This window comes from Derxia gummosa DSM 723, assembly GCF_000482785.1.
GTDB lineage: Bacteria > Pseudomonadota > Gammaproteobacteria > Burkholderiales > Burkholderiaceae_E > Derxia > Derxia gummosa.
The window spans coordinates 134,511-159,110 of sequence record NZ_AXWS01000015.1; the positions used below are offsets into that span (position 1 = coordinate 134,511).

The 24,600-nt window shown below is 71.2% G+C and carries 19 protein-coding genes; 12 read left to right on the forward strand and 7 right to left on the reverse strand.

The features are described from left to right. The first annotated feature begins 99 nt into the window (after positions 1-99). Genes H566_RS25745 through H566_RS0116095 form a run of 4 tightly spaced genes read left to right on the forward strand, consistent with a single transcriptional unit; the run spans position 100 to position 5,153 of the window. Positions 100-597 carry a MarR family winged helix-turn-helix transcriptional regulator gene (locus H566_RS25745; RefSeq protein WP_034412002.1) on the forward strand — a complete coding sequence of 166 codons (498 nt, stop codon included), beginning with the start codon at positions 100-102 and terminating at the stop codon, positions 595-597. After that, positions 594-2,129 carry an efflux transporter outer membrane subunit gene (locus H566_RS0116085; protein WP_084545191.1) on the forward strand — a complete coding sequence of 512 codons (1,536 nt, stop codon included), beginning with the start codon at positions 594-596 and terminating at the stop codon, positions 2,127-2,129. Before H566_RS25745 ends, H566_RS0116085 begins: the two co-directional genes overlap by 4 nt. A gap of 10 nt (positions 2,130-2,139) precedes the next feature. After that, the gene (locus tag H566_RS25750) at positions 2,140-3,570 is read left to right on the forward strand and encodes an HlyD/EmrA/EmrK family protein (protein ID WP_084545192.1); all 1,431 of its coding nucleotides are present in this window, start codon (positions 2,140-2,142) and stop codon (positions 3,568-3,570) included. 11 nt (positions 3,571-3,581) lie between these two features. Then, complete coding sequence (locus H566_RS0116095) at positions 3,582-5,153, forward strand: DHA2 family efflux MFS transporter permease subunit (RefSeq protein WP_028312234.1); 1,572 nt, start codon at positions 3,582-3,584, stop codon at positions 5,151-5,153. Positions 5,154-5,237: 84 nt separating this feature from the next. Here the strand turns inward: H566_RS0116095 and H566_RS0116100 are convergent, their stop codons facing one another. The 5 genes from H566_RS0116100 to thiD form a co-directional block, all read right to left on the reverse strand. Continuing rightward, the gene (locus tag H566_RS0116100; RefSeq protein ID WP_028312235.1) at positions 5,238-5,654 is read right to left on the reverse strand and encodes a type II toxin-antitoxin system VapC family toxin; all 417 of its coding nucleotides are present in this window, start codon (positions 5,652-5,654) and stop codon (positions 5,238-5,240) included. A 12-nt stretch (positions 5,655-5,666) separates the two neighbouring features. Continuing rightward, complete coding sequence (locus H566_RS0116105; RefSeq protein ID WP_028312236.1) at positions 5,667-5,915, reverse strand: antitoxin; 249 nt, start codon at positions 5,913-5,915, stop codon at positions 5,667-5,669. Positions 5,916-6,008: 93 nt separating this feature from the next. Next, positions 6,009-7,289 carry a glutamate-1-semialdehyde 2,1-aminomutase gene (hemL, locus tag H566_RS0116110; RefSeq protein ID WP_028312237.1) on the reverse strand — a complete coding sequence of 427 codons (1,281 nt, stop codon included), beginning with the start codon at positions 7,287-7,289 and terminating at the stop codon, positions 6,009-6,011. 144 nt (positions 7,290-7,433) lie between these two features. Then, positions 7,434-8,144, reverse strand: coding sequence for a thiamine phosphate synthase (gene thiE / locus H566_RS0116115; RefSeq protein ID WP_084545193.1), 711 nt, complete (start codon positions 8,142-8,144; stop codon positions 7,434-7,436). Further along, the gene (gene thiD, locus H566_RS0116120; protein WP_028312239.1) at positions 8,141-8,974 is read right to left on the reverse strand and encodes a bifunctional hydroxymethylpyrimidine kinase/phosphomethylpyrimidine kinase; all 834 of its coding nucleotides are present in this window, start codon (positions 8,972-8,974) and stop codon (positions 8,141-8,143) included. The genes thiE and thiD overlap by 4 nt, the downstream gene beginning before the upstream one ends. A gap of 175 nt (positions 8,975-9,149) precedes the next feature. Here thiD and H566_RS0116125 point away from each other — a divergent pair, with 175 nt between their 5' ends. The 6 genes from H566_RS0116125 (at position 9,150) to H566_RS29485 (ending at position 20,231) form a co-directional block, all read left to right on the forward strand. Then, complete coding sequence (locus H566_RS0116125; protein ID WP_028312240.1) at positions 9,150-9,314, forward strand: rubredoxin; 165 nt, start codon at positions 9,150-9,152, stop codon at positions 9,312-9,314. 150 nt (positions 9,315-9,464) lie between these two features. Continuing rightward, positions 9,465-9,857, forward strand: a complete 393-nt coding sequence (locus H566_RS0116130; RefSeq protein ID WP_028312241.1) for a response regulator — start codon at positions 9,465-9,467, stop codon at positions 9,855-9,857. A gap of 26 nt (positions 9,858-9,883) precedes the next feature. Then, positions 9,884-10,249: a response regulator transcription factor gene (locus H566_RS0116135; protein WP_028312242.1), complete on the forward strand. Its 366-nt coding sequence runs from the start codon at positions 9,884-9,886 to the stop codon at positions 10,247-10,249. A gap of 8 nt (positions 10,250-10,257) precedes the next feature. After that, complete coding sequence (locus H566_RS0116140; RefSeq protein ID WP_028312243.1) at positions 10,258-10,782, forward strand: chemotaxis protein CheW; 525 nt, start codon at positions 10,258-10,260, stop codon at positions 10,780-10,782. 77 nt (positions 10,783-10,859) lie between these two features. Then, positions 10,860-12,974, forward strand: coding sequence for a methyl-accepting chemotaxis protein (locus tag H566_RS25755; protein WP_156924466.1), 2,115 nt, complete (start codon positions 10,860-10,862; stop codon positions 12,972-12,974). Positions 12,975-13,001: 27 nt separating this feature from the next. Next, entirely contained in the window at positions 13,002-20,231 is a 7,230-nt protein-coding gene (locus H566_RS29485; RefSeq protein WP_051378869.1) for an Hpt domain-containing protein, read from the forward strand. Between the two features lie 177 nt (positions 20,232-20,408). Here H566_RS29485 and H566_RS0116155 read toward each other — a convergent pair whose 3' ends face one another. After that, positions 20,409-20,879, reverse strand: a complete 471-nt coding sequence (locus H566_RS0116155) for a tRNA (cytidine(34)-2'-O)-methyltransferase (RefSeq protein WP_028312244.1) — start codon at positions 20,877-20,879, stop codon at positions 20,409-20,411. A 1-nt stretch (position 20,880) separates the two neighbouring features. Beyond that, positions 20,881-21,816 (reverse strand): ComF family protein, encoded by a 936-nt coding sequence (locus H566_RS29490; protein ID WP_051378870.1) that lies wholly within the window; start codon positions 21,814-21,816, stop codon positions 20,881-20,883. Between the two features lie 99 nt (positions 21,817-21,915). On the opposite strand from H566_RS29490, the gene H566_RS29495 reads away from it, so the two are divergent. Further along, complete coding sequence (locus H566_RS29495) at positions 21,916-22,923, forward strand: methyltransferase domain-containing protein (protein ID WP_051378871.1); 1,008 nt, start codon at positions 21,916-21,918, stop codon at positions 22,921-22,923. A gap of 461 nt (positions 22,924-23,384) precedes the next feature. After that, on the forward strand, positions 23,385-24,527 hold the full coding sequence (gene coxB, locus H566_RS25775; protein WP_034412043.1) for a cytochrome c oxidase subunit II: 1,143 nt from the start codon (positions 23,385-23,387) through the stop codon (positions 24,525-24,527). The last annotated feature ends 73 nt before the right edge of the window (positions 24,528-24,600 follow it).

Sequence of the window (24,600 nt, forward strand, 5' to 3'; positions counted from 1 at the left end):
CAATCCCTGGAAGTTGTAATCATCAGCTTCTGCCCGATCAATTGCTGACTAAGCAGTGATATACATGGCAGCCATCGTCCCACCGGACCCGGAACCGCCATGCCCGACATCGATTTCTACCAGCCCGACAACTACGAACCGAGCGCCAGCCTCGGCTTCACGATCAAGCGCGTCCTCAACTCGCTGACCCGCGCGATCGACGACCGCATGGCGGTGCACGGCATCACCGACGCGCAATGGAAGCCGCTGATCCATCTGCGCAACGGCAATGCGCGCACCGCCGCCGAACTCGCGCGCCACGGCTGCATCGACACCGGCGCCGTCACCCGGCTGCTCGACCGGCTGGAGAGCAAGGGCCTCATCGCTCGCGTGCGCTCGACCGAGGACCGGCGCGTGGTGAACCTCGAACTCACCGACGAAGGCCACCGCCTCGCCGACCTCATCCCCGGCGTGCTGTGCGACGTCATCAACGGCCATCTCGCCGGCTTCAGCCGCGACGAGCACGCGCTGCTGATGGGCCTGCTGCACCGCATGCTCGACAACGGCCTGCGTATGAGCGGCGACCCGCTCGCGGCGGATGACGAGGAGGTGGCATGAACACGCCCGCCCGCACCGAGCCGGCCAGCGGCGCGCCCGACCTCGGCCCGCGCGCCGCCGCGCCGGCCCGCCCGCTGCGCCGCGCCGGCCTCGCGGTGCTCGCCGCGCTTGCCATTGCCGGCTGCGCCGACATGCGTGGCATCGCGCCGACCGCCCAGCTCTCCGATCCGGCCGCGATCGGCGCCGGCCGCGCTCTGCCGGAGGGCGCAAGCGCCTCGGCCACCACCGCCGCCCGCCCGGCCGACAACGCCGCCCCCCCCATCACCTGGCCCGGCGACCGCTGGTGGACCAGCCTCGGCGACGACCGCCTCACGGCCCTCATCGACAACGCCCTCGCCGACGCGCCGAGCATGCGCATCGCCGCCGCGCGTCTCGCCCAGGCCCAGGCCGGCACCGAGACCGCCCGCGCCGCGCTGCTCCCGCGCGCCGATGCCCAGGCCAGCGTCACCCGCGAGCGCTTCACCGAGAACTACATCTACCCGGCGCCGCTCGCGGGTAGCGTCGACAGCGACGCCCTGCTGCGCCTCGGCGGGCAATGGGAGCTGGACCTGTTCGGCCGCAACCGCGCCGCGCTCGAAGCCGCGCTCGGCCAGGCCCGCGCCGCCGAGGCCGATCTGGCCGCCGCGCGCTGGATTCTTTCCACGCAGATCGCCACCGCCTACATCGACCTCGCCCGCGACATCGAGCTGCGCGAGCTGCTCATCGCCACGCGCGAGCAGCGCCAGCACATCCGCCAGCTCGTGTCCGACCGCGTCAGCGCCGGCCTCGACACGAATGTCGAGTTGCGCCAGGCCGAGACCACCGTGCCCCAGACCGGCCAGGACATCGCCGCCGCCGAGGAGCGCATCGAGCTGGGCCGCATCACGCTCGCCGCGCTCGCCGGCATCGCGCCGCAGACGCTGGCCGACCTCAAGCCCGCGCTCGGCGCGACCCGCGTGCTGCCGCCGCCGGCCGTGATCCCGGCCGACCTCATCGGCCGCCGCGCCGACGTGACCGGCGCGCGCCGACGCGTCGAGGCCGCGCTCGCGGGCGTGGACGTGGCGCGCGCCGCCTTCTACCCGAACGTGAATCTCAGCGCCTTCGTCGGCTTCCACGCCCTCGGCCTCGGCGACTGGATCGACGCCGGCAGCCGCGAATGGGGCGTCGCACCCGCGATCAGCCTGCCGATCTTCGAGGGCGGCCGGCTGCGCGCCCAGCTCAAGACGCGCGCCGCCGCCGCCGACGAGGCGATCGGCGTCTACAACCTCACGCTCACGCTCGCCATCCGCGACGTGGCCAATGCGCTCACCTCCGGCCGCGCCATCGACCGGCAGGCCGAGCAGCAGCGTGCCGCGCAGGCTGCCGCCGAAAGCGCCTACGACCTCGCCGAGCAGCGCTACCGCGCCGGCCTCGGCAGCTTCCTGACCGTGCTGAGCGCGGAAAGCAGCGTGCTGGCCGAACGCCGGCGCGGCACCGAACTGCGCGCCCGCGCGCTCGAAAACCAGATCAGCCTCGTCCGCGCGCTCGGCGGCGGCTACACCACCGGCTCCTGAGGGGAACCCCATGGCAAACGACCGCAACGACTCTCCCGCCACCCCGGCACAACCGGCCGCGCAGGCCGCCGGCCCGGCCGCCGCGCCGCGCGCCACCCCGGTCGGCACCGGCCAGCCACCCGTCCACCGCCCGCCCTTCGGCCGCGCCAAGGCGCTCATCGCCGTGGCCGTCGCCGTCATCGCCGGCGGCGCGGCCTGGGGCGCGCACTGGTATTCGCATGCGCGCTGGTTCGTCGAGACCGACAACGCCTACGTCGCCGGCAACGTCGTGCAGGTGACGCCGCAGGTCGGCGGCACGGTCACGGCCATCTTCGCCGACGACACCGACGTGGTCGCGGCCGGCGCGCCGCTCGTCAAGCTCGACCCGGCCGACGCCCAGGTGGCGCTCGACCAGGCCGAGGCCCAGCTTGGCCAGACCGTGCGCGAAGTGCGCACGCTGTTCGCCAACGACGCCAGCTTCGCCGCCAACGTCAAGCTGCGCGAAGCCGACGCCCAGCGGGTGCGCGCCGACCTCGCCAAGGCCGAGGACGACCTCAAGCGCCGCTCGGGCCTCACCGCCACCGGCGCCGTCTCGGGCGAGGAGCTGGAACACGCTCGCACCGCCGTCGCCAACGCGAAGAGCCAGCTCGCCGCCGCCGAGGCCGCCGTCACCGCCGCGCGCGAACAGCTCTCGGCCAACCAGGCGCTCACGCGCGGCACCACGGCCGAGGACCATCCCAACGTCCAGCGCGCCGCCGCCCGCGTGCGCGAAGCCTGGCTCGCCGTGCATCGCGGCGAACTCGTCGCACCGGTGGGCGGGCAGGTGGCCAAGCGCAATGTGCAGGTCGGCCAGCGCATCGCCGCCGGCACGCCGCTGATGGCCGTCGTGCCGCTCGACCAGCTCTGGGTCGACGCCAACTTCAAGGAAGTGCAGCTCACCAGCCTGCGCATCGGCCAGCCGGTCAAGCTCGTCGCCGACCTGTACGGCGACAAGGTGGAATACGACGGCAAGGTCGCGGGCCTGGGCGCCGGCACCGGCGCGGCCTTCTCGCTGCTGCCGGCGCAGAACGCGACCGGCAACTGGATCAAGGTGGTGCAGCGCGTGCCGGTGCGCGTGGTGCTCGACGCGAAGCAGCTCGCCGAACATCCGCTGCGCATCGGCCTGTCGATGGTCGCCACGGTCGATGTGCATGACCAGAGCGGCCCGTCGATCGCCAGCGCCACCAAGGCCGACAAGCCCGCCTTCGCCAGCGCGCCCGACGAAAGCAGCGCCGAGGCCGACCGCCTCGTCGCCGAGATCGTCGCGCGCAATCTCGGCAAGCCGGTGTCGTCGGTGGCGGCGGGCCGGTCGGCGGGGATGGCCGCGGGCAAGCCGGCCGCGCTGCTGCATGACGCGATGGCCACCGGCGCCGGCAGGGCGCGGCTCATCACCACCGCTGCCGCGCTGCCGGCCGCCTACTGAGCGAGGCCGCCATGGCAGCCCCCCAGGCTCCCGCCGCGCATCCGCCGCTCGAAGGCGCGGCGCGGCTCGTCGGCACCCTCGTGCTGGCGGCGGCCACGTTCATGAACGTGCTCGACACGTCCATCGCCAACGTGGCCATTCCCACCATCGCCGGCGACCTCGGCGTCAGCCCCAACCAGGGCACCTGGGTCATCACGAGCTTCGGCGTCGCCAACGCGATCACCGTGCCCATCACCGGCTGGCTCACCCAGCGCATCGGCGCCGTGAAGCTGTTCGTCAGCAGCGTGCTGCTGTTCGTGCTCACGTCCTGGCTGTGCGGCGTGGCGTCGAGCATCGAGATGCTGATCTTCTTCCGCATCCTGCAAGGCGCCGTGGCCGGGCCGATGATCCCGCTCAGCCAGACGCTGCTGCTGTCGAGCTACCCGAAGGAAAAGGCCGGCACCGCGCTTGCGTTCTGGTCGATGACGACGCTGGTCGCGCCGGTGGCCGGGCCGTTGCTCGGCGGCTGGATCACCGACAACATCAGCTGGCCGTGGATCTTCTACATCAACGTGCCGGTCGGCATCGTCGCGGCGGCCGGCACCTGGGCCATCTACCGCAAGCGCGAGACGCCCACGCGCAAGCTGCCGATCGACAGCATCGGCCTCGCGCTGCTCGTGCTGTGGGTGGGCAGCCTCCAGGTCGCGCTCGACAAGGGCAAGGAGCTGGACTGGTTCGAGTCGCCCTTCATCGTCGCGCTGCTGCTGGTGGCGGCCGTGGGCTTCGTGGTGTTCCTGATCTGGGAGCTGACCGACAAGCATCCGGTGGTCGATCTCACGCTGTTCACGCGCCGCAATTTCTGGGCGAGCACGATGACGCTGTCGATCGCCTTCGGCCTCTACTTCGGCAACGTGGTGCTGCTGCCGCTGTGGTTGCAGCAGTACATGGGCTACACCGCCACGATGGCCGGCGCGGTGCTCGCGCCCGTCGGGTTGCTGGCGGTGGTGCTGTCGCCGGTGGTGGGGCAGACGGTGCACAAGGTGGACACGCGCTGGTACAGCACGATCGCGCTGCTGGTGTTCGGCCTCGTGTTCTGGATGCGCTCGGGCTCGACGACCGACATGGACTTCCGCTCGATCATGCTGCCCACGCTCATCCAGGGCGTGGCGATGGCCTTCTTCTTCATCCCGCTGATCTCGGCGGCGCTGGCGGGTCTGCCGCCGGAGCGCATCCCGGCCGCGTCGGGGCTGAGCAATTTCTGCCGCATCACGGCGGGCAGCTTCGGCACCTCGATCTCGACCACGCTCTGGGACGACCGCATGACGCTGCACCACGCCCAGCTGGTGGAGCACATCACGCTCGCCGACCCGGCGGCGGTGCAGACGGTGCGGCAGCTGTCGGCGTCAGGACTGGGCGCCGATCAGGGCAGCGCGGTGCTGAACCGCCTCATCGACACCCAGGCGGCGGTGCTGGGGGTGAATGACATCTTCTGGGGGAGCGCGGTGCTGTTCGTGGCGCTGGTGGGGCTGGTCTGGGTGGCGAAGCCGGTGAGGAAGAGTGCGGCCGGCGGTGGTGGGGCCGAGGCGGCGAGTGGGGCGCATTGACGCTCCCCGCTGAAGGCCGTTGGCCTGATTCGCACAGGGCAAGGCGCGGCTGGCTGAATGCCACCGCGCCTTTGCCTTTTCCGGTCAGGCGACCGGCGCGTCGTCCTGCCAGTTCTCGGTCGCCAGCCCGTCCACCCGGGCGAATTCGCGCAGGTTGCGCGTGACCAGCGTCAGCCCGCGCGCGCGGGCCTGACCGGCGATGAGCACGTCGAACGGCCCGATCGGCGTGCCGCGCAGCGCGAGCTGCGCGCGCACCTCGCCGGAGTGACGGGCGTCTTCGGTGTCGAAGGGCAGTACTTCCAGCCGGATGCCATCCACGATCGCCAGATTGCGGTCGCGCCTCGGCGGCTGGCTCTTGAAGGCGCCGAAGTAAAGCTCGTGCATGACGACGGCACTCACGCCGATGTCGGCCGGCGCGTGCTGCCGCATGCGCTGCGCGACCGCGCCGGCCGGATCGTTGAGCACGGCAATCAGCGCGTTGGTGTCGAGCAGGTAGCGCATGGCGCCGCGGCCTCAGTCGCCGAAGAGCTGGTCGAGGCCGGGGCGTTCCTCGGCGGCCGGCTGCTCGGTCGCGGCCTGGACCACGGCGGCGTCAAGCGGGCCGCCGAGCGCATCGAGCCAGCCCCAGTCGTTGGCGATCGGTTCGAGGATCACCGCCGCGCCGTGGCGGCGGATGCGTACTTCGCTGCCTTCGATGCGGAATTCCTTCGGCAGGCGGACGGCCTGGGAGCGGCCGGACCAGAAGAGCTTGGCGGTTTCCATCGGCGAGTCCTTCGCGGGTATGTGCTGGATATCAGAAAGATATACCAATGCTTTCTGCTCTACGGACTCGGGTTGATGAGTGCGCCGGAACGCTCAGGCCACCGCCCTGAACGCCCCCGCCGCCGCAACCAGCGTCTCCGCCACCACCGCCCCGTCATGCGCGGCGCTCACAAACCCCGCTTCATACGCCGACGGCGCCAGATACACGCCGCGATCCAGCATCGCGTGGAAGAACTTCTTGAACCGCTCCACATCCGCCGTGTGCACCTCGCTCAGCGTGCCGGGCAGGCCCTCGCGGAAGTAGAAGCCGAACATCCCGCCCACGCTGTCCACCGCGAGCGGCAGGCCGGCGCTTTCGGCGGCGGCCTGGAAGCCGGCCATGAGCTTGGCGGTCTGCTCGCCGAGCCGGTCATGAAAGCCCGGTTCCTGGATCAGCCTGAGCGTCGCCAGCCCCGCCGCGACCGCCACCGGATTGCCCGACAGCGTGCCCGCCTGATACACCGGCCCCTCGGGCGCCAGAAACTTCATCACCTCGGCCGAGCCGCCGAAGGCCGCCACCGGCATGCCGCCGCCGATCACCTTGCCGAGCACCGTCAGGTCGGGCCGGATGCCGTACAGCGATTGCGCGCCGCCGAGCGCCACGCGGAATCCCGTCATCACCTCGTCCCAGATCAGCACCGAGCCGTGCTGGGTGCACAGCTCGCGCAGGCGGGCGTGCCATTCGGGTGTGCCGCGCACGAAGTTCATGTTCCCGGCGATCGGCTCGACGATCACGCAGGCGATCTCGTGGCCAAATTTCTCGAAGCAGGCGTCGATCTCGGCGATGTCGTTGTAGTCGAGCACGATGGTGTGCGCGGCGAAGTCGGCCGGCACACCGGCGCTGGTCGGGTTGCCGAAGGTGAGCAGGCCGCTGCCGGCCTTCACGAGCAGCGAGTCGGCGTGGCCGTGGTAGCAGCCGTCGAACTTGACGATGCGGGTGCGGCCGGTGGCGCCGCGCGCGAGGCGGATGGCGCTCATCGCGGCTTCGGTGCCGCTCGACACGAAGCGGATCTTTTCGAGGCTGGGCATGAGCTTCATGACCTCCTCGGCGATGACGATCTCGGCTTCGGTCGGCGCGCCGTAGCCGAGGCCGTGGGCGGCGGCGTCCTGCACGGCGGCCACGACGGTCGGGTGGGCGTGGCCGAGGATCATCGGGCCCCAGGAGCCGACGTAGTCGATGTACTCGCGGCCGTCGGCGTCCCACAGGCGGGCGCCGGCACCGCGTTCGAAGAAGCGCGGCGTGCCGCCGACCTGCCGGAAGGCGCGGACGGGCGAGTTGACGCCGCCGGGAATGCTGCGCTGCGCGCGCGCGAAGAGTTCGTCGTTTCGGCTCATGCGGGTGCTCCGTGATGCGGGGTGTGGCCGGCGGCGGGCGCCGGCGGGTGTTCTTGAATTTGGGGCGGCGCGGGCCGCCGGAATCATTTGCTTGGGGGCGGGATGCGGCGGCGGTCGCCGCTGCTCGTCGCCTGCCGCGTCAACTCATTTCCACAGCGCCGCGAACTCGGCGGCGCGCGCGCGGATGTCGGGCGCGGCAAACAGGTCGCTCACCACGGCGAGCATGTCGGCGCCGGCCGCGATCACCCGCGGCGCGTTGTCGAGCGCGATGCCGCCGATGGCCGCGAGCGGCAGGCCGAGGGCGCGCGCCTGTTCAAACAGCGCGAGCGGCGCGCGCACGGCGGCCGGCTTGGTCGATGAGGTGAACACGGCGCCGAAGGCGAGGTAGTCGGCGCCGGCCTCGGCGGCGGCGCGGGCGCGCTCGGGCTCGTCGTAGCAGCTGGCGCCGATGAGCAGGCCGGGATGCGCGGCGCGCAGCTCGGCGATCGGGCCGTCGTCGCGGCCGAGATGGACGCCGTCGGCGCCGACGGCAATTGCCAGTTCGGGCGCGTCGTTCACGAAGAAGAGGGCGCCCGCGCGGCGGCACAGCGCGGCGAGGGCGTGGGCATCGGCGCGGCGCTGGTCGGCGTCGTCATGCTTGGCGCGGTATTGCACGACGGTCGCGCCGCCCGCGATGGCGGCGGCGGTCGCGGCGAGCAGGTCGGCGCCGCGCAGCGATTCAGGCGTGACGGCGTAGAGGCCACGCAGGCGCGGGCGTAGCGCGATGCGCGCGGCGTCGGCCGGGATTACGCCGGCGAAGGCGCTGGCGGGCGTGGCGAGGGCGCCGCTCGCGACGCCATCCGGCAAGCCGCTCATTGCCCAGCCTCGTCTTCGCCCATGCGGGCCCAGAAGAAGCGGTCCGGGATCGCCTGTCCCATGCCCGGCCGGAAGCCGCCCGCGAGCGTCGCCCAGGTGAATTCCTGGGCTTCGCGCACCGCGTCGGTCAGTGCCATGCCCTGACCGAGCAGCGCCGCGATGGCCGAGGCCAGAGTGCAGCCCGAGCCGTGATAGCTGCCCGGCAGGCGGTCCCATTCATCACTACGGATGAGGCCGGCGACGCCGTAGAGCTTGTTGATGACGCTCGCCGTGCCCTCGTGGGTGCCGGTGATCAGCACGTTCTCGGCACCCATCTCCAGCAGGCGAGTGGCGCAGTCGTGCAGCTCGGGGTCGGTGTCGGGCTCCTCGTCGTGGTAGGCGAGGCGGCGCGCCTCCAGGCTGTTGGGCGTGATGATCAGCGTCTGCGGCAGCAGCAGTTCGCACATCGCGCCGAGCAGGTCTTCGTCGCCGAGCGGATCGCCACGCCCCGACGCCAGCACCGGGTCGAGGATGAGCGGCAGGTCGGGATAGTCGGAGGCGATCTCGGCCACCACCTGCACGTTCTCGGCCGAGCCGAGCACGCCCACCTTGATCGCGGAGATGCGCATGTCCTCGAGCAGCAGCCGAGCCTGGTCTTCCACCCACTCGGCGTCCATCACGAACATGCCCTCCACGCCGGCCGTGTCCTGCACGGTCACGCCGGTGACGATGGACAGCCCGTGGCAGCCCATCGCGGCAAAGGTGAGCAGGTCGGCCTGGAGGCCGGCGCCCGAGGTCGGGTCGGTCGCGGCAAAGGTGAGGATGAGGGGAGGAGAAGTGGCGTCGGTCATGAAGAGTTCCGGGCAGGGACCGGGCAGAATGCGCGCTGGTCGGGTCGGCCGGCGCATGGCAACCGAAAGCCGGCGACCCGCCCGGCCCGACCGATTCTAGCGACTCACCCGCCCGCGCCCCGGTGCATGGCGGGGTCGCAACCCTGTTCCTGAAGTTCCACTACTCCCCACAAACATGAAGACCTGGATGTGCCTGATCTGCGGCTGGATCTATGACGAAGCAGCCGGAGCGCCCGAAGAGGGCATCCCCGCCGGCACCCGCTGGGAAGACGTCCCGCCCAACTGGACCTGCCCCGAATGCGGTGCGCGCAAGGAAGATTTCGAGATGACCGAGTTTTGAGAAATAACAAAACTCACGGGATTGGCAGGTCGCAGGCGCGTGCGATTGCACATTCGGGCAATCGGGCACGACACTAGAGCGATGGCCCGCCACTAGAATCGTTTTCCCCCAGGCATCGTCGGCTGCGGCGATGCGGATCAGGCTTATCCGATGACTCAAGACTCCCCGCTGGCCGGCATCAAGGTCATGGTGATCGATGACTCCAGCACGATTCGACGCAGCGCAGAAATCTTTCTCGTCCAGGCCGGCTGCCAGGTGATCCTGGCCGAAGACGGCTTCGACGCGCTCGCCAAGATCAGCGACCACGTCCCCGATCTCATCTTCTGCGACATCCTCATGCCGCGGCTCGACGGCTACCAGACCTGCGCGCTCATCAAGAAGAGCCCGAAGTTCCACAACACGCCGGTGATCATGCTGTCGTCCAAGGACGGCCTGTTCGATCGAGCCCGGGGGCGACTGGTCGGCTCGGATGAGTACCTCACCAAGCCCTTCACCAAGGACAGCCTGCTCAAGACGGTACGTGCCCACTCGGGCCGCGACTGAGGCTTCATTCCCCGGAGACACATTCCATGGCGATCAAGAAAGTCCTCGTTGTCGATGACTCGCCCACCGAGCGCTTCTATCTCGCCGATCTGCTCACCAAGGCCGGCTTCGTCGTCGTCACCGCCGACAGCGGCGAGGAGGCTGTGAGCCGCGCGCGCGAGCAGCGCCCCGACCTCATCCTGATGGATGTGGTGATGCCCGGCGTCAACGGCTTCCAGGTCACGCGCCAGATCACGCGCGACACCGATCTCGGGCACATCCCCGTGATCATGTGCACGAGCAAGAACCAGGAAACCGACAAAATCTGGGGCATGCGCCAAGGCGCGCGTGACTACGTCACCAAGCCGATCAACGCCGACGAACTGCTCTCCAAGATCGCGGCCCTCGGCTGACGCACTCCATGGCACGCAACGAGCCCCGCACCCGCCTGCGCGAATTCCAGGCCGAACTGACCGAGCGGCTGGCCCGTGCCAAGACCGCCGCGGTCGGCAGCTCCCATCTGGGCATCGGCATCAACGACGAGCGCTGGCTCATCGACCTGACGGAGGCGGGCGAGATCGTGCCGGTGCCTGCCATCGTGCCGGTGCCGCACACGCTGCCGTGGTTCCGCGGGCTCACCAACGTGCGCGGCAACCTGCTGAGCGTCATCGACTTCTCGCGCTTCCTGGGGGGCGCGCCCACCCAGGTCGACCGCGACAGCCGCTGCCTCGTGTTCGGCAATTCACTCGACATCAACGCGGCGCTGCTCGTCAGTCGCATGCTCGGCCTGCACAGCACCGTCGGCTGGACCCGCACCGAAGCCGCTGGCGCCGATGGCGCTGCCAGTCCCGCGGTGTGGACCGACGACCAGCAGCGCAGCTGGCGCGAACTGAGCCTCGCCGCGCTCGCCAACGATGGGCGCTTCCTGCACATCTCGGCGATATGAATCGAATCGCAGCACTTCACATTCATTCCAAATTCGATCAGCCGGCCCGGTGACGGGCGGGAATACAGGAGAGGGTCATGGCATTCAGATTCCCTGAATTGCGTCTGCCGGCGGGACTTGCGGGGCGGCTCGCGCGTCCCGAGGCGGCACCGGGTTCACTGGGTGGCACCGATGGCCTGCCGGGCACGCGCGGCGGTGCCGACACGCGCTGGATGATCGGCGCGCTGGCGGCCGCGGCCGTCGTGGGTACCGCGACGCTGGCCTATGACTTCAGCGTCGCCAACCGGCTGAGCCGCCAGATCGACGTGGTCGGTTCGCTGCTCATGCACACCCAGCGCATGGCGCGCGTGGCGAATGACGCGGTGTCGGGTTCGCAAGTCGCCTACGACATCTTCCGCGATGCCCACGGCACGGTGCAGCGCAGCCTGGCCGAACTGCGCAACTCGACTTCCGGCGACGCGCTGGCGAGCTACGAGAAACTCGCCAAGCTCTGGGAGCCGAGCGACGTGGCCGCGACCCGTCTGGCCGAGGCCGAATCCCTCATCGGCCTGCAAGCCAGCGTGCATGACGCCACGCTCAACGCCGAGCGCGATCTGCTGAACCTGGTCGATCGCCAGGTGGCCAAGGCGCGCTCGCACGGCCCGGGCGCGCGCGACTACCTGCCCAGCTTCCAGCTCGCGATCGCGTCGACCGAGGTGTCGCGCACGATCGGCATGCTGATGCGCGGCGACTTCGCCGAGATCGATGCCGACCCCGCATCCATCGGCAAGCTCGACGGCCAGCTCAACGCGATGTCCGACGCGATCGATGCGCTCGACCGCAGCGGCGACGATCCCGACACCAAGGCCACCGTCGCGCGCCTGCGCACGATCGTGACCGGCTTCCGCACCTCGCTCAGCGGCCTCATGAGTCCCGAGCAGGACAAGCGCATCCAGGAAGTACACCAGATGGCGGTGCACATCGAGGCGTCGTCCGAAGCGGTGAAGGACGCGCTGCTCGAATTGCGCTCGGCCTACCTGTCGGAGGACTCGAGCCGCAAGGTCGACTTCCTGATCATCCTGGTCAGCGGCGCGCTCGTCGTCGGCCTGGGCATCGCGCTCGGCAAGACCTTCATCGACGACAGCCAGCGCCGTGCGGTCGAGGCGGAATCCCGCCGCGAACAGGCCGAACGGCAGGAGCAGGAGATGAAGCGCGTCAACGACCAGAATCAGGCGGCGATTCTCCGGCTCATGAACGAACTGCAGGAGGTGGCCGACGGCGACCTGACCGTGCAGGCAACCGTGTCGGAAGACATCACCGGCGCCATCGCCGACTCGGTCAACTACACGGTTGAAGAACTGCGAAACCTCGTCGGCCGGATCAACAACGCCGCCGAGCAGGTGGCGAACGCATCGAGCCAGGCGGCCCAGCGCTCGCAGGCGCTGCTGACCGCGTCGGAGTCGCAGTCGCGCGAGATCCGCGAGACCGGCGAGTCGGTCCTGCTGATGGCGCAGCAGATTCAGGAAGTGTCGTCGTCGGCGGCCGAGTCGGCCGAGGTGGCGCGGCAATCGCTGAAGGCGGCGGCCGATGGCCGGCTCGCGGTGCAGAACGCGATCTCGGGCATGAACGAAATCCGCGAGCAGATCCAGGAAACCTCCAAGCGCATCAAGCGGCTGGGCGAGTCGTCGCAGGAAATCGGTGAAATCGTCGAACTGATTACCGACATTACCGAGCAGACGAACGTGCTGGCGCTTAACGCCGCCATCCAGGCCGCGTCGGCGGGCGAGGCGGGCCGGGGCTTCTCGGTGGTTGCGGAAGAAGTGCAGCGGCTGGCCGAACGCTCCGGCGAGGCGGCCAAGCAGATCGCGGCGCTCATCCGAACCATCCAGACCGACACCCAGGACGCGGTGGCGGCCATGGAGAAGTCGACGGCGGGTGTGGTGGAAGGGGCCCGGCTGTCGGATGACGCGGGTCGCTCGCTGGAAGGCATCGGCGAGGTCTCGCGCACGCTGGCGGAGCTGATCGAGCGCATCTCGACCACCACGTCCGAGCAGGCCGGTTCGGCCGGCAGCGTGGCGCGCAGCATCGAGCGAATCCTGGCGGTGACGGAGCAGACCTCGCTCGGTACCGAGCAGACGGCGCGCTCGATCCGCGAACTCGCCGCGCTGGCCAAGGAACTCAAGAATTCGGTCGCGCGCTTCCGCGTGGCCTGATCGCCGTTTTCATCTAGGAGTGAGTGCATGACGACGGCCAACGTCCCGACGGGGATCGACACCGGTCCGCTGTCCTGGGTCATCGACGAGGTCCGGCAGGCGCTCGATTCGTCGCTGACCGGACTGCGCAATTTCGCGTCGCATCCCGATGAAGCCACGCCGCTGCGCATGGCCCGCACGCATCTGCACCAGGCGCATGGCGCGCTGCAGATGGTCGATCTCGATGGCGTGTCGCAGATCACCGCGCTCGGCGAGCGCGCCTTCGACCGCTTCACCGACGCGCCCGAGCTGTGCACCGAGGCCAACGTCGCGATCATCGACAGCGCCTTCCACGGGCTGGTCGAATATCTTGACGACCTGCTCGCGGGCCAGCCGCATCAGCCGGTGCGGCTCTATCCGCAATACCGCGACCTCGCGGCGCTGGTCGGCATCGACCGCGCGCATCCGGCCGACCTGTTCTTCCCCAACCTTGCCGAGCGCGTGCTCGACGACGATGCCTGCGAGCCGGTGGACGAGCCGGCGCGGCTCGCGCCGGCCCGCGCGAGCTACGAGCGTGGCCTGCTCAAGCTGCTGCGCAACATCGACCCGGCCTCCGCCGCGGCCGAGATGGGCCGGGCGGTGCGCAACTTCCGCGCTGCGCAGACGCCGGGCGCGGCGCGCTCCTTCTGGACCGTGCTGCATGCGCTGTGCGAAGGCATCGCCGACGGCAGCGTCGCGCCGTCCGACCTCCACCTCAAGCGGCTGGCCGCGCGCGTGAACATGCAGATGCGCCGCGCCGTAAACGGCCAGCCGGCGCTGGCCGAGCGGCTGCTGGCCGACGCGCTGTTCCATCTGTCGGCGTCGGACTCGCCCTCGCCCGAGATCGCGCGCGTGCGCAATACTTTCCGTCTCGCCAGCGTCCCGCGCGACTACGAGCATGCCCATTACGGCCGAGTCGATGCGCGCGTCGTCAAGCGCGCCAAGGAGCAGCTCGGCGCCGTGCGCTCCTCGTGGGACCGCTATGTCGGTGGCAAGGCCGCCGAGGCCGAGAGCCTGTTGCGCCAGGCTCGCATGTTCGGCGAGCTGGCCGGCGAGCTGGGCGAGCCGGGCATCGCCACCGTGTCGGCCGCCGTCACCGGCGTGGCCGAGACCTGTGCCGCCGCGCCCGGCGTCGCCACGGCCGACCTCGCGATCGAAACCGCGACCGCCATCCTCTTCCTCGAACACGGGCTCGACACCTTCAACCGCCTGAGCCCCGAGTACGCCGAGCGCGCCGACACGATCGCCGCGCGCCTGCGCCATGCGCTCGCCGGCGAGCCGAGCACCGAATCGGTCGCATGGCTGGCCGAGCTGTCGCGCGAGGCGCACGAGCGCTCGACGATGGCGACGCTCGTCAACGAGATCCAGACCAACCTGCGCGCGATCGAGCAGGCGCTCGACGCCTTCTTCCGCGACCCGTCGCGCCGCGATGGTCTCGGCAACTGCGCCGCGCTGCTGGCCCAGAGCGCCGGCGCGCTCGCCCTGCTGGATCACGAGACCGCGCACCAGGCGATGGAAGACTGCCGCGCCGCGATCGAGCGCTTTGCCGATCCCACCGTCGAGGCCGATCCGGCCGAATTCGACCGCGTGGCCCAGACCTTCGGCGCGCTCGGTTTCGTGGTCGATTCGCTGCGCCAGCCGACCGGCGCGCCGCATCCCGAACTCGAGCGCGATCCCGAGCGCGGCGGCTGGCGCGTCAAGGGCGTCGAGACGCCGCGTCGCGGCCTGACCGAGACCGTGCCGCCGCCGCTGCACATCCGGCCCGAGGCGCCGACCGAGCAGCCGGCCGAGGTCACGCTCGCGCCGCTCGCCCCCGACGAGCCCTTCGCCGAGCTGACCGAGGTGGTGGAGGTGGTCGAAGCCGCCGCGCCGCCCGAGGAGGGCGAGGCCGGCATCGACGGCGCCCATGCGAGCGTCGAGAACGAGCTGCGCGACTGCATCGCCGGCGCGCGCGCCGCCTTCGACCGCCTGCGCGCCGCTCCCGACGACGCAGCGCGTGCCGCCGAACTGCGCGGCCTGCTCACCCAGATCCGCCAGGACGCCGACCTCGTCGACGACGCACGGCTTCAGACCGCCGCCGCCAACGCGATCGCGCTCGCGGGCCAGCTCGGCCCCGAAGGCTCGATCGAGGCGCTTGGCCTCGCGCTCGCCGGGCTCGACATCGACAGCGCGCCGGCCACGGTCGCAGCGCCGGACGCCGCGACGCTCGCGCTCGCGGCCGCCGACGACGAGACCATCGACGCCGAGCTGCTCGACATCTTCCTGGGCGAGGCGCGCGAGGTGCTCGACACCATCGACGCCGCGCTTGGTCGCTGCAAGGGCGATCCGGGCCACCAGGGCAACCTGACCACGCTGAGGCGCAGCTTCCACACGCTCAAGGGATCGAGCCGCATGGTCGGTTTGCGCCAGTTCGGCGAGGCCGGCTGGGCGATGGAGCAGGTCTACAACCTCTGGCTGGCCGAGGAACGCCCGGGCGACCCGGCGCTGTTCGGTCTCACGCACGCCGCCCATCGCCAGATGGGCAGCTGGATCGACCAGATCGCAGCCGGGCAGGTGCACGCGGTGCAGCCCGACCGGCTCATCGCGGCAGCCGACCGGGTGCGGGCGGGAGAACATTTTTTTTTGACCGGTGAGAACACCTTCGCGGCGCCTGACTCACCTGTTTACCCGGCGCCGCCGTATGACCACGAACCGAGCTTCGACCCCGATTTCAAGAACGACGACGGGCTCTACCCCGGTTTCCGCTTCCGCGACGAGATCGGGCCGGCACTGACGGCCGAGACTGGCGATGCGCCGGCCGACAGCGGGCTCGCGCCGCCTCCGGCCGACGCCCCCCTCGCCGCGCCCGTGGATGTCGCCGGCACATTGCCCGAGCTTCCCGCCGCGCGTCTGTCGCCCGATCTCGAAGCACTGCTCAGCACGCCGCCCGAACCGGGCGAACTGCTCGACCTGCCCACCGGCTTCCTGGCCGGCAGCTCCCTCGTGCGCGGCATGGCGCACGAGCCGGGCGTCGATCTGCCGGTCGAGGCCGCGCAGCACGAGGCGGCGCCGCAGGCCGCGACCGACGAGGTGACCCTGACCACCGACCCGCCGGCCGACGGCGCGTCCGGCGCCGTCGGCATGCCGACGCCCGACGGCGACGCGCAGATCCCCGACGGCGCCTGCCCGGCTACCGAGGCGCATCTCCACGACGACACAGCGCCGGTCGATGCCCCGGCGCCGGACGACAGCACGCCCACGCCCGAAGCGGCGCTTCCGGTCGAAGCCGCGATGCCGAACGCACCGCTGCCCGCGGCCGACGATCCCGCCGACCCGGCAACGACCGAACCCGACCCGCCGAGCGCCGGCTTCGACGACTTCGCCGAGGCCGAGGCGCGGCACGCCCAGGAAGTTAGCCTGCTCCAGACCGATCTCGACCCGTTGCTGCCGCTCGACACGGCCGATGCCGATGGCACCGATCTCGCCTTGCCCGAGCCTGTCGCCGACGCCGAGCCACCGGCGGTCAATCCCGACGAGCGCCGCATCGGTCCGCTCGTCATTCCGACCCAGCTCTACGAGATCTACCTCGCCGAGGCCGACGACTGCCTGCGCATCCTCCAGCAGGAAGCCGAGCGCTGGCGCCATTTCCCCGACGGTCGTCTGCAGGAGCCGGCGGTGCGCAGCGCGCATTCGCTGGCCGGCTGCTCGGCCACCGCCGGGCTGATTCCGGTGCATGAACTCGCGGGTTGCGTCGAGAAGCTGCTCCAGGCCGCGCGGCGCGGTCACATCGTGCCCGTCAGTGCCGAGTTCGACACGCTCGAAGCGGCGCTGGACGGCCTCGCGGCCATGCTTCACCGCTTCGCCGCCGGCGTGCATCCCGACGCCGAGCCTGCGCTGATCGCGCGCGTGCACGAACTGGCGCTGCGCTGGAACGAAATCGCGGATGCCGGCGAACGCACGCCGGCCATCCGTTCGGCCGAGACCCGGCTCGACGATTTCGGCGCCGATCTCGACCTCCAGCTCGACATCGAGCTGCCGGTGGACGGTGTCGCGCCGGACGCGACCCAGCATGTCGGCTTCGCGCCCAAGGATCTGTTCAGCCGCTCGATCGGCAGCATCGATCTCGACCTGTCCGCGCTTGCCGACGAGCCGGTCGCCTCGCCCGAAGGCGCTGCCGCCCAGCCCGCCATCGCGCGGCCTGTCGGCACCGCGTCCGTGGTGAGTTCGGTCGTCGCGGCCATGCCGCCGGGCATTGCCACGGCCGGCGCGGCGCCGGCGCCGCGCGCCGCCAAGCAGGAGGAAAAGCCCGCGCGCGCCCGCGCCGACGACATCGAGCTGCCCGACGACGAGATCGATCCCGACCTCATCGACATCTTCATCGAGGAAGGGCGCGACTACATGCCGCGCATCGAGCAGGGCTTGCAGGCCCTGATCGACATGCCGGCCGATGACGCCAGGCTCGCAGCGGTGCTGCGCGCGCTGCACACGGTCAAGGGCAGTGCCCGCATGGCCGGCGCGATGCGGCTCGGCGCGCTCTGCCACGACATCGAGTCGCGCGCCGAGGCCGCGCGCGAGACGCCGACCGCCGAGCTGTTCGATGACCTCCTGCATCGCTTCGACAACGCCTACGCCGAGTTCGCGCGACTGTCGGGCGAGGAGTCGGTGTTCGAGACCGCGCCGGACGAGCCGCTGCCCGGCAACGCGGCGTTTGCCGCGCCGGCCGGCGATGCAATCGATGACGACCGGGACGCGCAAGCCATCGCGTCCGACACCGAGCCTGCCTCGCATGTCGCATTCGGCGCGGTCGCCGGCATCGGGAGGGCGCCGGACGACGTCGCGCCGCGCGAGGCCGGGACGGCCCTGGCCGGCGCCTCGTCGGATGGCGGCGCGCACGACACGGATGCCGCCACCCTTGATGTCTCGCCGCCGCCGATGCCCGACCCGGCGCCGGCGCCGAGCAGCTTCCGCTGGCCGGTCGCGCCGCTCACCGATCCCGACGGTCCGCTCTATCAGGCGGACGACGTCCGGGAGCCGGTCCAGCCTTCCGGGGCTGCCGAGCCTGTGGCTTCGGACACCGGGGCCGTGACTGTCGCCGGTATCGACATCGGCGCCTCGGCCGACGGCGCGGCCGTTCTCGCATCGTCGGACGAGGCATCGCGCGCGGACGCCATTGCGGCCGCGGCCGCAATGCCGCCACCCGCGCAGCCCGTCGCCTCGTCCGTGGCGCTTGCTCAACCGGTTGCCGTGTCCGCGCCTGCCGCGGCGGCCCAGGCTGCCGCCCAGCGCCAGCAGCGTCAGCAGGCACTCGTGCGGGTGCGTTCCGACCTGCTCGACCGCCTCGTCAACAACGCCGGTGAAGTCTCGATCGCCCGCGCGCGGCTCGAGAACGACCTCGGCACCGTCAAGGGGGCACTCGGCGACCTGACCGACAACGTCGATCGCCTGCGCGCCCAGTTGCGCGAGATCGAGATCGCCGCCGAAGCCCAGATGTCGAGCCGGATGGAGGCCGAAAAGGAAGCCGGCCGTTCCTTCGACCCTCTCGAATTCGACCGCTTCTCGCGCCTGCAGGAACTCACGCGGATGCTGGCCGAGTCGGTCAGCGACGTGCAGACGCTCCAGCAGAACATCGTCAAGGGCATGGACGGCGCCAACAAGGGCCTGCTCGGCCAGGCCCGCCTCACGCGCGAATTGCAGGAAGACCTGATGCGCGTGCGCATGGTGCCGGTCGACAGCGCGGCCGAGCGGCTGTACCGCGTCGTGCGCCAGTCAGCCAAGGAAGTCGGCAAGCGCGTCAACCTCGAACTGCGCGGCGCGACGGTCGAACTCGACCGGGGCGTGCTGGAGCGCATGACGGGGCCGTTCGAGCATCTGCTGCGCAACTCGGTCGTGCACGGCATCGAGTCGCGCGAGCGTCGCGTGGCGGCGGGCAAGCCCGAGGCAGGCACGATCGTCATTTCCGTGCGCCAGCGCGGCAATGAAGTCGAACTCGCCTTCGAGGACGACGGCGCCGGCATCGACGTGAACGCGGTGCGCGCCAAGGCAATCGCCAAGGGCCTGATCGCGGCCGATGCGCCCATCACCGACGCCCAGGTGGCCGAACTCGTGTTCGCGCCCGGCTTCACGACCGCGACCGAGGTCACCTCGCTCGCGGGCCGGGGTGTCGGCATGGACGTGGTGCGCGCCGAAGCCGGCGCGCTCGGCGGCCGGGTGCTGATCGACAACCATCCGGGCCAGGGCGTGACCTTCACGATCCGCCTGCCGCTCACGCTGGCCGTCACCCAGGTGGTGCTGGTGCGCGCGGGCGGTCGGCTGCATGCGATTCCGGCGGTGCTCGTGGGGCTGGTGCAGCAGCTGCGCTCGCCCCAGCTCGTCGCGGCCTACAACAGCGGCCGGCTCGACGTGGGCGGCCAGCCGGCCGATTTCGCGTATCTGCCGGCGCTGCTCGGCGATCACGACAGCCATGCGATCGCGCAGCGCTATTCACCGGTCATGACGCTGGAGTCGGGCGACCGGCGCGTCGCGCTGCACGTCGACGAAGTCGTCGGCAACCAGGAAGTGGTCGTCAAGAACATCGGTCCGCAGCTCGCGCGGATGGTCGGCATCACCGGCGCGACCGTGCTCGGCTCGGGCGACGTGGTGCTCATCATCGATCCGGTGCAGCTCGTCGAGCGGCTCGGCGTCACGCCGCGCCTGCCGACCGGTGTCGGGGCGGACGCGGTGGCGTCGGTCGAAAGTGCCGTGCCGGTCGATGCGGCGGACGCTGGCGAGGCTGGCGGGGTGGCAAGCGTCGCGGGCGTGGCACCGGCTGCCCAGCCGGTGGGCGCGCCGCGCGCCGTCAGGCCGCGCGCAGCCGACGCGGCGCTCGCCGCGCTGCCGGTCGCGATGGTGGTGGACGATTCGATCACCGTGCGTCGCGTCACCCAGCGTCTGCTCCAGCGCGAGGGCTATCAGGTCGTGCTCGCCAAGGACGGCGTGGATGCGCTGGAACAGCTCCAGGAATTCCGCCCGGACGTGATGCTGGTGGACATCGAGATGCCCCGCATGGACGGCTTCGACCTCACGCGCAACGTGCGTTCCGACTCGCGCATCGCCGATGTGCCGATCGTGATGATCACCTCGCGCACGGCCGACAAGCACCGCAACCACGCGCTCGAACTGGGCGTGAATGCCTATCTCGGCAAGCCCTACCGTGAAGACGAGCTGCTCGCCGTCATGCGCGGGCTGATCGAGGCGCATCGCGCGGCGGCCGAGGAAGTCTGAGCGCCTGCGACCACGCGACGGCGTGAGCCGACCCTGCCCGACGGCCGGTGGCGCCCCAGCCCCGGCCGTCGTCGCTTGTGCGATGGCCCGGGACGCAGGGCCGATATGGCGACGGTGGCGCGGCCGGTCGTGGAGCGCGTTGCGGGACTGCCCGCTCGCGCCGGTCGTCCGTCCCGGCTATTCGCCGCCCGCGAAGCCGTTCTGCCGCCAGGCTTCGAACACCACGACCGCCACCGCGTTCGACAGGTTGAGCGAGCGGTTGCCGGGCTGCATCGGCAGGCGCAGGCGCTGCTCGGGCGGAAAGCGGTCGCGCAGTCCGGGCGCGAGGCCGCGTGATTCGCTGCCGAACACGAACACGTCGCCGGGCTGGAAGGTCAGCGAGTGCGCCGGCCGCGAGGCATGGCGGCTGAGCGCGAACATGCGCGCCGGATCGGGCGTGACGGCGGCGAGGAATGCGTCCCAGCCGGCATGGGTGCGCACGCGCGCGTACTCGTGATAGTCGAGCCCGGCGCGCCGCAGCTTCGCGTCGTCGAGTTCGAAGCCGAGCGGCTCGATCAGATGCAGCCGCGCGCCGGTGTTGGCGCACAGGCGGATCACGTTGCCGGTGTTGGGCGGGATTTCGGGCTCGACGAGCACCACATCGAACATGTCAGGAACCTTCTTCGGAATCGGGCGGCGGCGTGCGCAGCGCGGCGATCGCGGCCAGCACCGGCAGACGCAGCGGCGCAAGCGCGCGGGCAGCCTCGGCCAGCGTCGCGCCTGTCGTCAGCACATCGTCGACGAGGGCCACGCGCCGGCCGGCGAGCCGCGCATGCGCGCCGGGCGCAAGCGCGAAGGCGTCGGCCACGGCCCGGACGCGGGCCGCGCGGCCGAGCGTGGCGATGGCCGGCGTGTCGCGCCGCCGCAGGAGGGCGCCATTGTCCACGCTCGCGCCGGTCGCGTCGGCCAGCATGCGGGCGATCTGCCGCGCCTGGTTGTGGCCGCGTGCCGCGAGCCGTGACGGCGCGAGCGGAATCGGCAGCAGTACCCAGCCGGCAAGGTCGATGCGGCGGGCACGCGCCGCGCACGCGATCAGCAACGCGAGCGGCGCCGCATGCGCGAGCTGGCCGCCGTACTTGAGGCCGCGGTCGATCGCGTCCCAGGGCGGCGCATAGCTCGCGCCGACCAGCGCGAAATCCCAGGGCGGGACACTCGCGGCGCAGCGCCGGCACAGCGGCGGGGCCGAGAACGGGCCGGCGAGGTGTGGCAGCGCGGTCGGGCCAGCTGTGGTCGGGATGCCGGTGGGCGAGTCGGGTGCGGCGTCGGCTGCGTTGGCGCGGAAGTCGCCGGGAGGCCGCTTCCGGGCAGTCGGCATGCCCGGCCGGATCTCCTCCGCGCAGGCCGCGCAGCGTGGGATCCGCCGCTCGATGCGCCGCGCGAAGCGCAGGCAGGGTACGCACAGTCCGTGCGCCCCGGCCTGGTCGTCGCAGGCCACGCAGCGGTTGCCGAAGGCAGCGGCGGCCAGCGTGCGCATGAACATGCGCGGCGAATGCAGCTTCAGCTGCGAGGCGTGGCGGGCGAGGGCGGGCGGATCGGCGGCTGGCATGGGGGCGGCGAAGGCGGGATGGCCGGGGCGGCCGGGATGACCACGCCGGGGCAGGGCCGTGACGGGCGGCCATCCTCACGCGTGGCACCATCGCGCGCCATGACTTCCGCCACCTCCCGCTCCAACGCCGGCCTGATCGACCCGCTGGCCGCCCGCCTCCAGTTCGAACGCCGCGCGCGCGGTTTCGATGCCCACGACTTCTTCCATCGCGAGGTCGAATCACGGTTGCTCGAACGGCTCGATCCGTTGCGCATCGAGCCGACGCGGGCCATCGACCTCGGTTGCGGTACCGGCCATGCGCTCGGCGTGCTGGCCGAGCGCTATCCGCGCGCCGACTGGACAGCGGTCGATCTCGCGGGCGGCATGCTGGCGCGAGCCCGGGTCCGCGCGCGCGAGGCGGCCGGCCTCGGTGGCACCGTCGCGCGGCTGCTCGGGCGGGTCGGCATGGGCGGCATCGCCCAGCGCGTGCCAGCGACGCGGCCGGGCGCCGCGAGCCTTGCCGGCGCGGGCTTCGTGCAGGCCGACTTCGCGCGCCTGCCCTTCGCCGACAACAGCTTCGACCTGCTCTGGTCAAACCTCGCGCTGCATTACGCGCCCGACATCGGCCGCGTCGTCGGCGAGTGGTCGCGCATCGCGCGGCCCGGCGCGGCGCTGATGTTCAGCTGCCTCGGCCCCGACAGCCTGCGCGAGTTGCGCGCGATCTGGCCCGGTGACGCACCGCGTGCCTTCGTGCCCTTCGCCGACATGCACGATCTCGGCGATCTCATGGTCCACAGCGGCTTCGTCGATCCGGTCATGGGCATGGAGCGCATCACGCTCACCTACGCCGATCCGACGCGCCTGTTGTCCGAACTCCGCGCGCTGACCGGCAATCCGCTCGCCGCGCGCGCGCCGCGCCTGCACGCACGCCGGCTGCGCGCCGACTTCCTCGCCGCGCTCGACGGCGCGCGCAACGCCGACGGCGTCATCCCCGTCACGATCGAAGTCGTGTACGGCCACGCCTGGGCCGGCGAGCCACGCCAGAAGCGCGAGCCGCTGCCCGGCGGCGGCGAGATCGCGTCGGTGCCGGTCGCTAGCCTCAAGCGTGGCGGTCGTCCGAACGCCTGAGCGCATCGCGCCGGCTGTTCGATCAGGCGGCGGCGCCCTTCCGCTTGCGGCCGCGCGGCGCGTGTCCGCGGCTGCGGCACCGCCTTGAGCGCCGGCCTTGGCTGGCAACCGGCGCCGCACGACAAGGCTCGCGAGCTTCGGTCCGATGTTGCCGACCGTAAGCGCCCGTGCGCCCGGCCCGCGCGCCCGCCGAGACTCGCAACGCGTACCGCGAGCCCCCGGGCCGGCCATGGCGACCACCGTCGCGGCGGCCGCACCCGAGGGGAAGCCCCCGGTGCGCGGGGCAGGCGAGTGTTCCTATGATCGGCTCGCCTTTGTCGTCAGCCTGACGTCAGCCGCGCAAGCGGCCGGGCGGCGGCAAGGCGCGCCAACGTAGAACCGGCCGGGCGCCTCCAGCCCGATGTCGCGCAAGCCCGCGCGGCACCGTGAGGGCGTTCGACAGCCTCCATACGAGGGAGATCATGCTCAGAACGCCGTGCCTCGCGCTCGCGCTCATCGCATCGACCCAGGCGGCCCGCGCGGCCGACGGGGTACAGAGCAAGTACAACCTCGCGCCGCCCATGTCGCCCATGGCGGAGGAGATCTACAGCCTCCACCACTACGTGATGGGCATCTGCGTCGCGATCTTCCTGTTCGTGTTCGCATGGATGTTCATCGCCATCCTGCGGCACCGGAAATCGGTCGGGCACCAGCCGGCCAACTTCCACGAGAACACGACGGTCGAGATCATCTGGACCGTCATTCCCTTCCTGATCGTCGTGGCCATCGCCGTGCCGGCCACGCGCATCGTCGTGGCGATGAAGGACACGTCGAGCGCCGACATCACGATCAAGGCCACCGGCTACCAGTGGAAATGGGGCTACGAATACCTGCGCGGCGAAGGCGAGGGCATCAGCTTCCTGAGCAATCTCGCCACGCCGCGCACCCAGCTCGCCTCGCTGTCCAACGACCGGGAGAGCAACGCCAACTACCTGATCGAGGTCGATCAGCCGCTCGTGGTGCCGGTCGATTCCAAGATCCGTGTCATCACCACCGCGACCGACGTCATCCACGCCTGGTTCGTGCCGGCCTTCGCCGTGAAGCAGGACGCCATCCCCGGCTTCGTGCGCGACACTTGGTTTCGCGCCACGGCCGTCGGCACCTATCGTGGCCAGTGCGCCGAGCTGTGCGGCAAGGAGCATGCGTACATGCCCATCGTCGTGCAGGTGCTCTCGCGCGAGGATTACGCGGCCTGGGTGGCGAACAAGAAGCGCGAATTGCAAGCGCTTGCGGATGATCCGGCCAAGACCTGGCAGCTCGCCGAGCTGACCGCGCGCGGCAAGACCGTGTTCGAGACCAACTGCGCCGCCTGCCATCAGGCCAACGGCAGCGGCAACGCCGCGATCGGCGCGCCGGCGCTCGTCGGCAGCAAGGTGGTGACGGGCGCGCCGGCCGAGCAGATCGACGTGGTCCTGCACGGCCGCAACAACCGCATGCCGCCGTGGCAGTCGCTGTCGGACGTGGAGCTGGCCTCGGTCATCACCTACACCAAGCATGCCTGGGGCAACAGCGTCGATCAGGTGATCCAGCCGCGCGACATCGCGGCGGCGCGCACGGCCAGGTAGCCGGCGCCTCCCATACCAACAGGCGCCGCCCGCGACGGCGACGCCAGCAGAGCGAGGGCGATGGCCGACATGC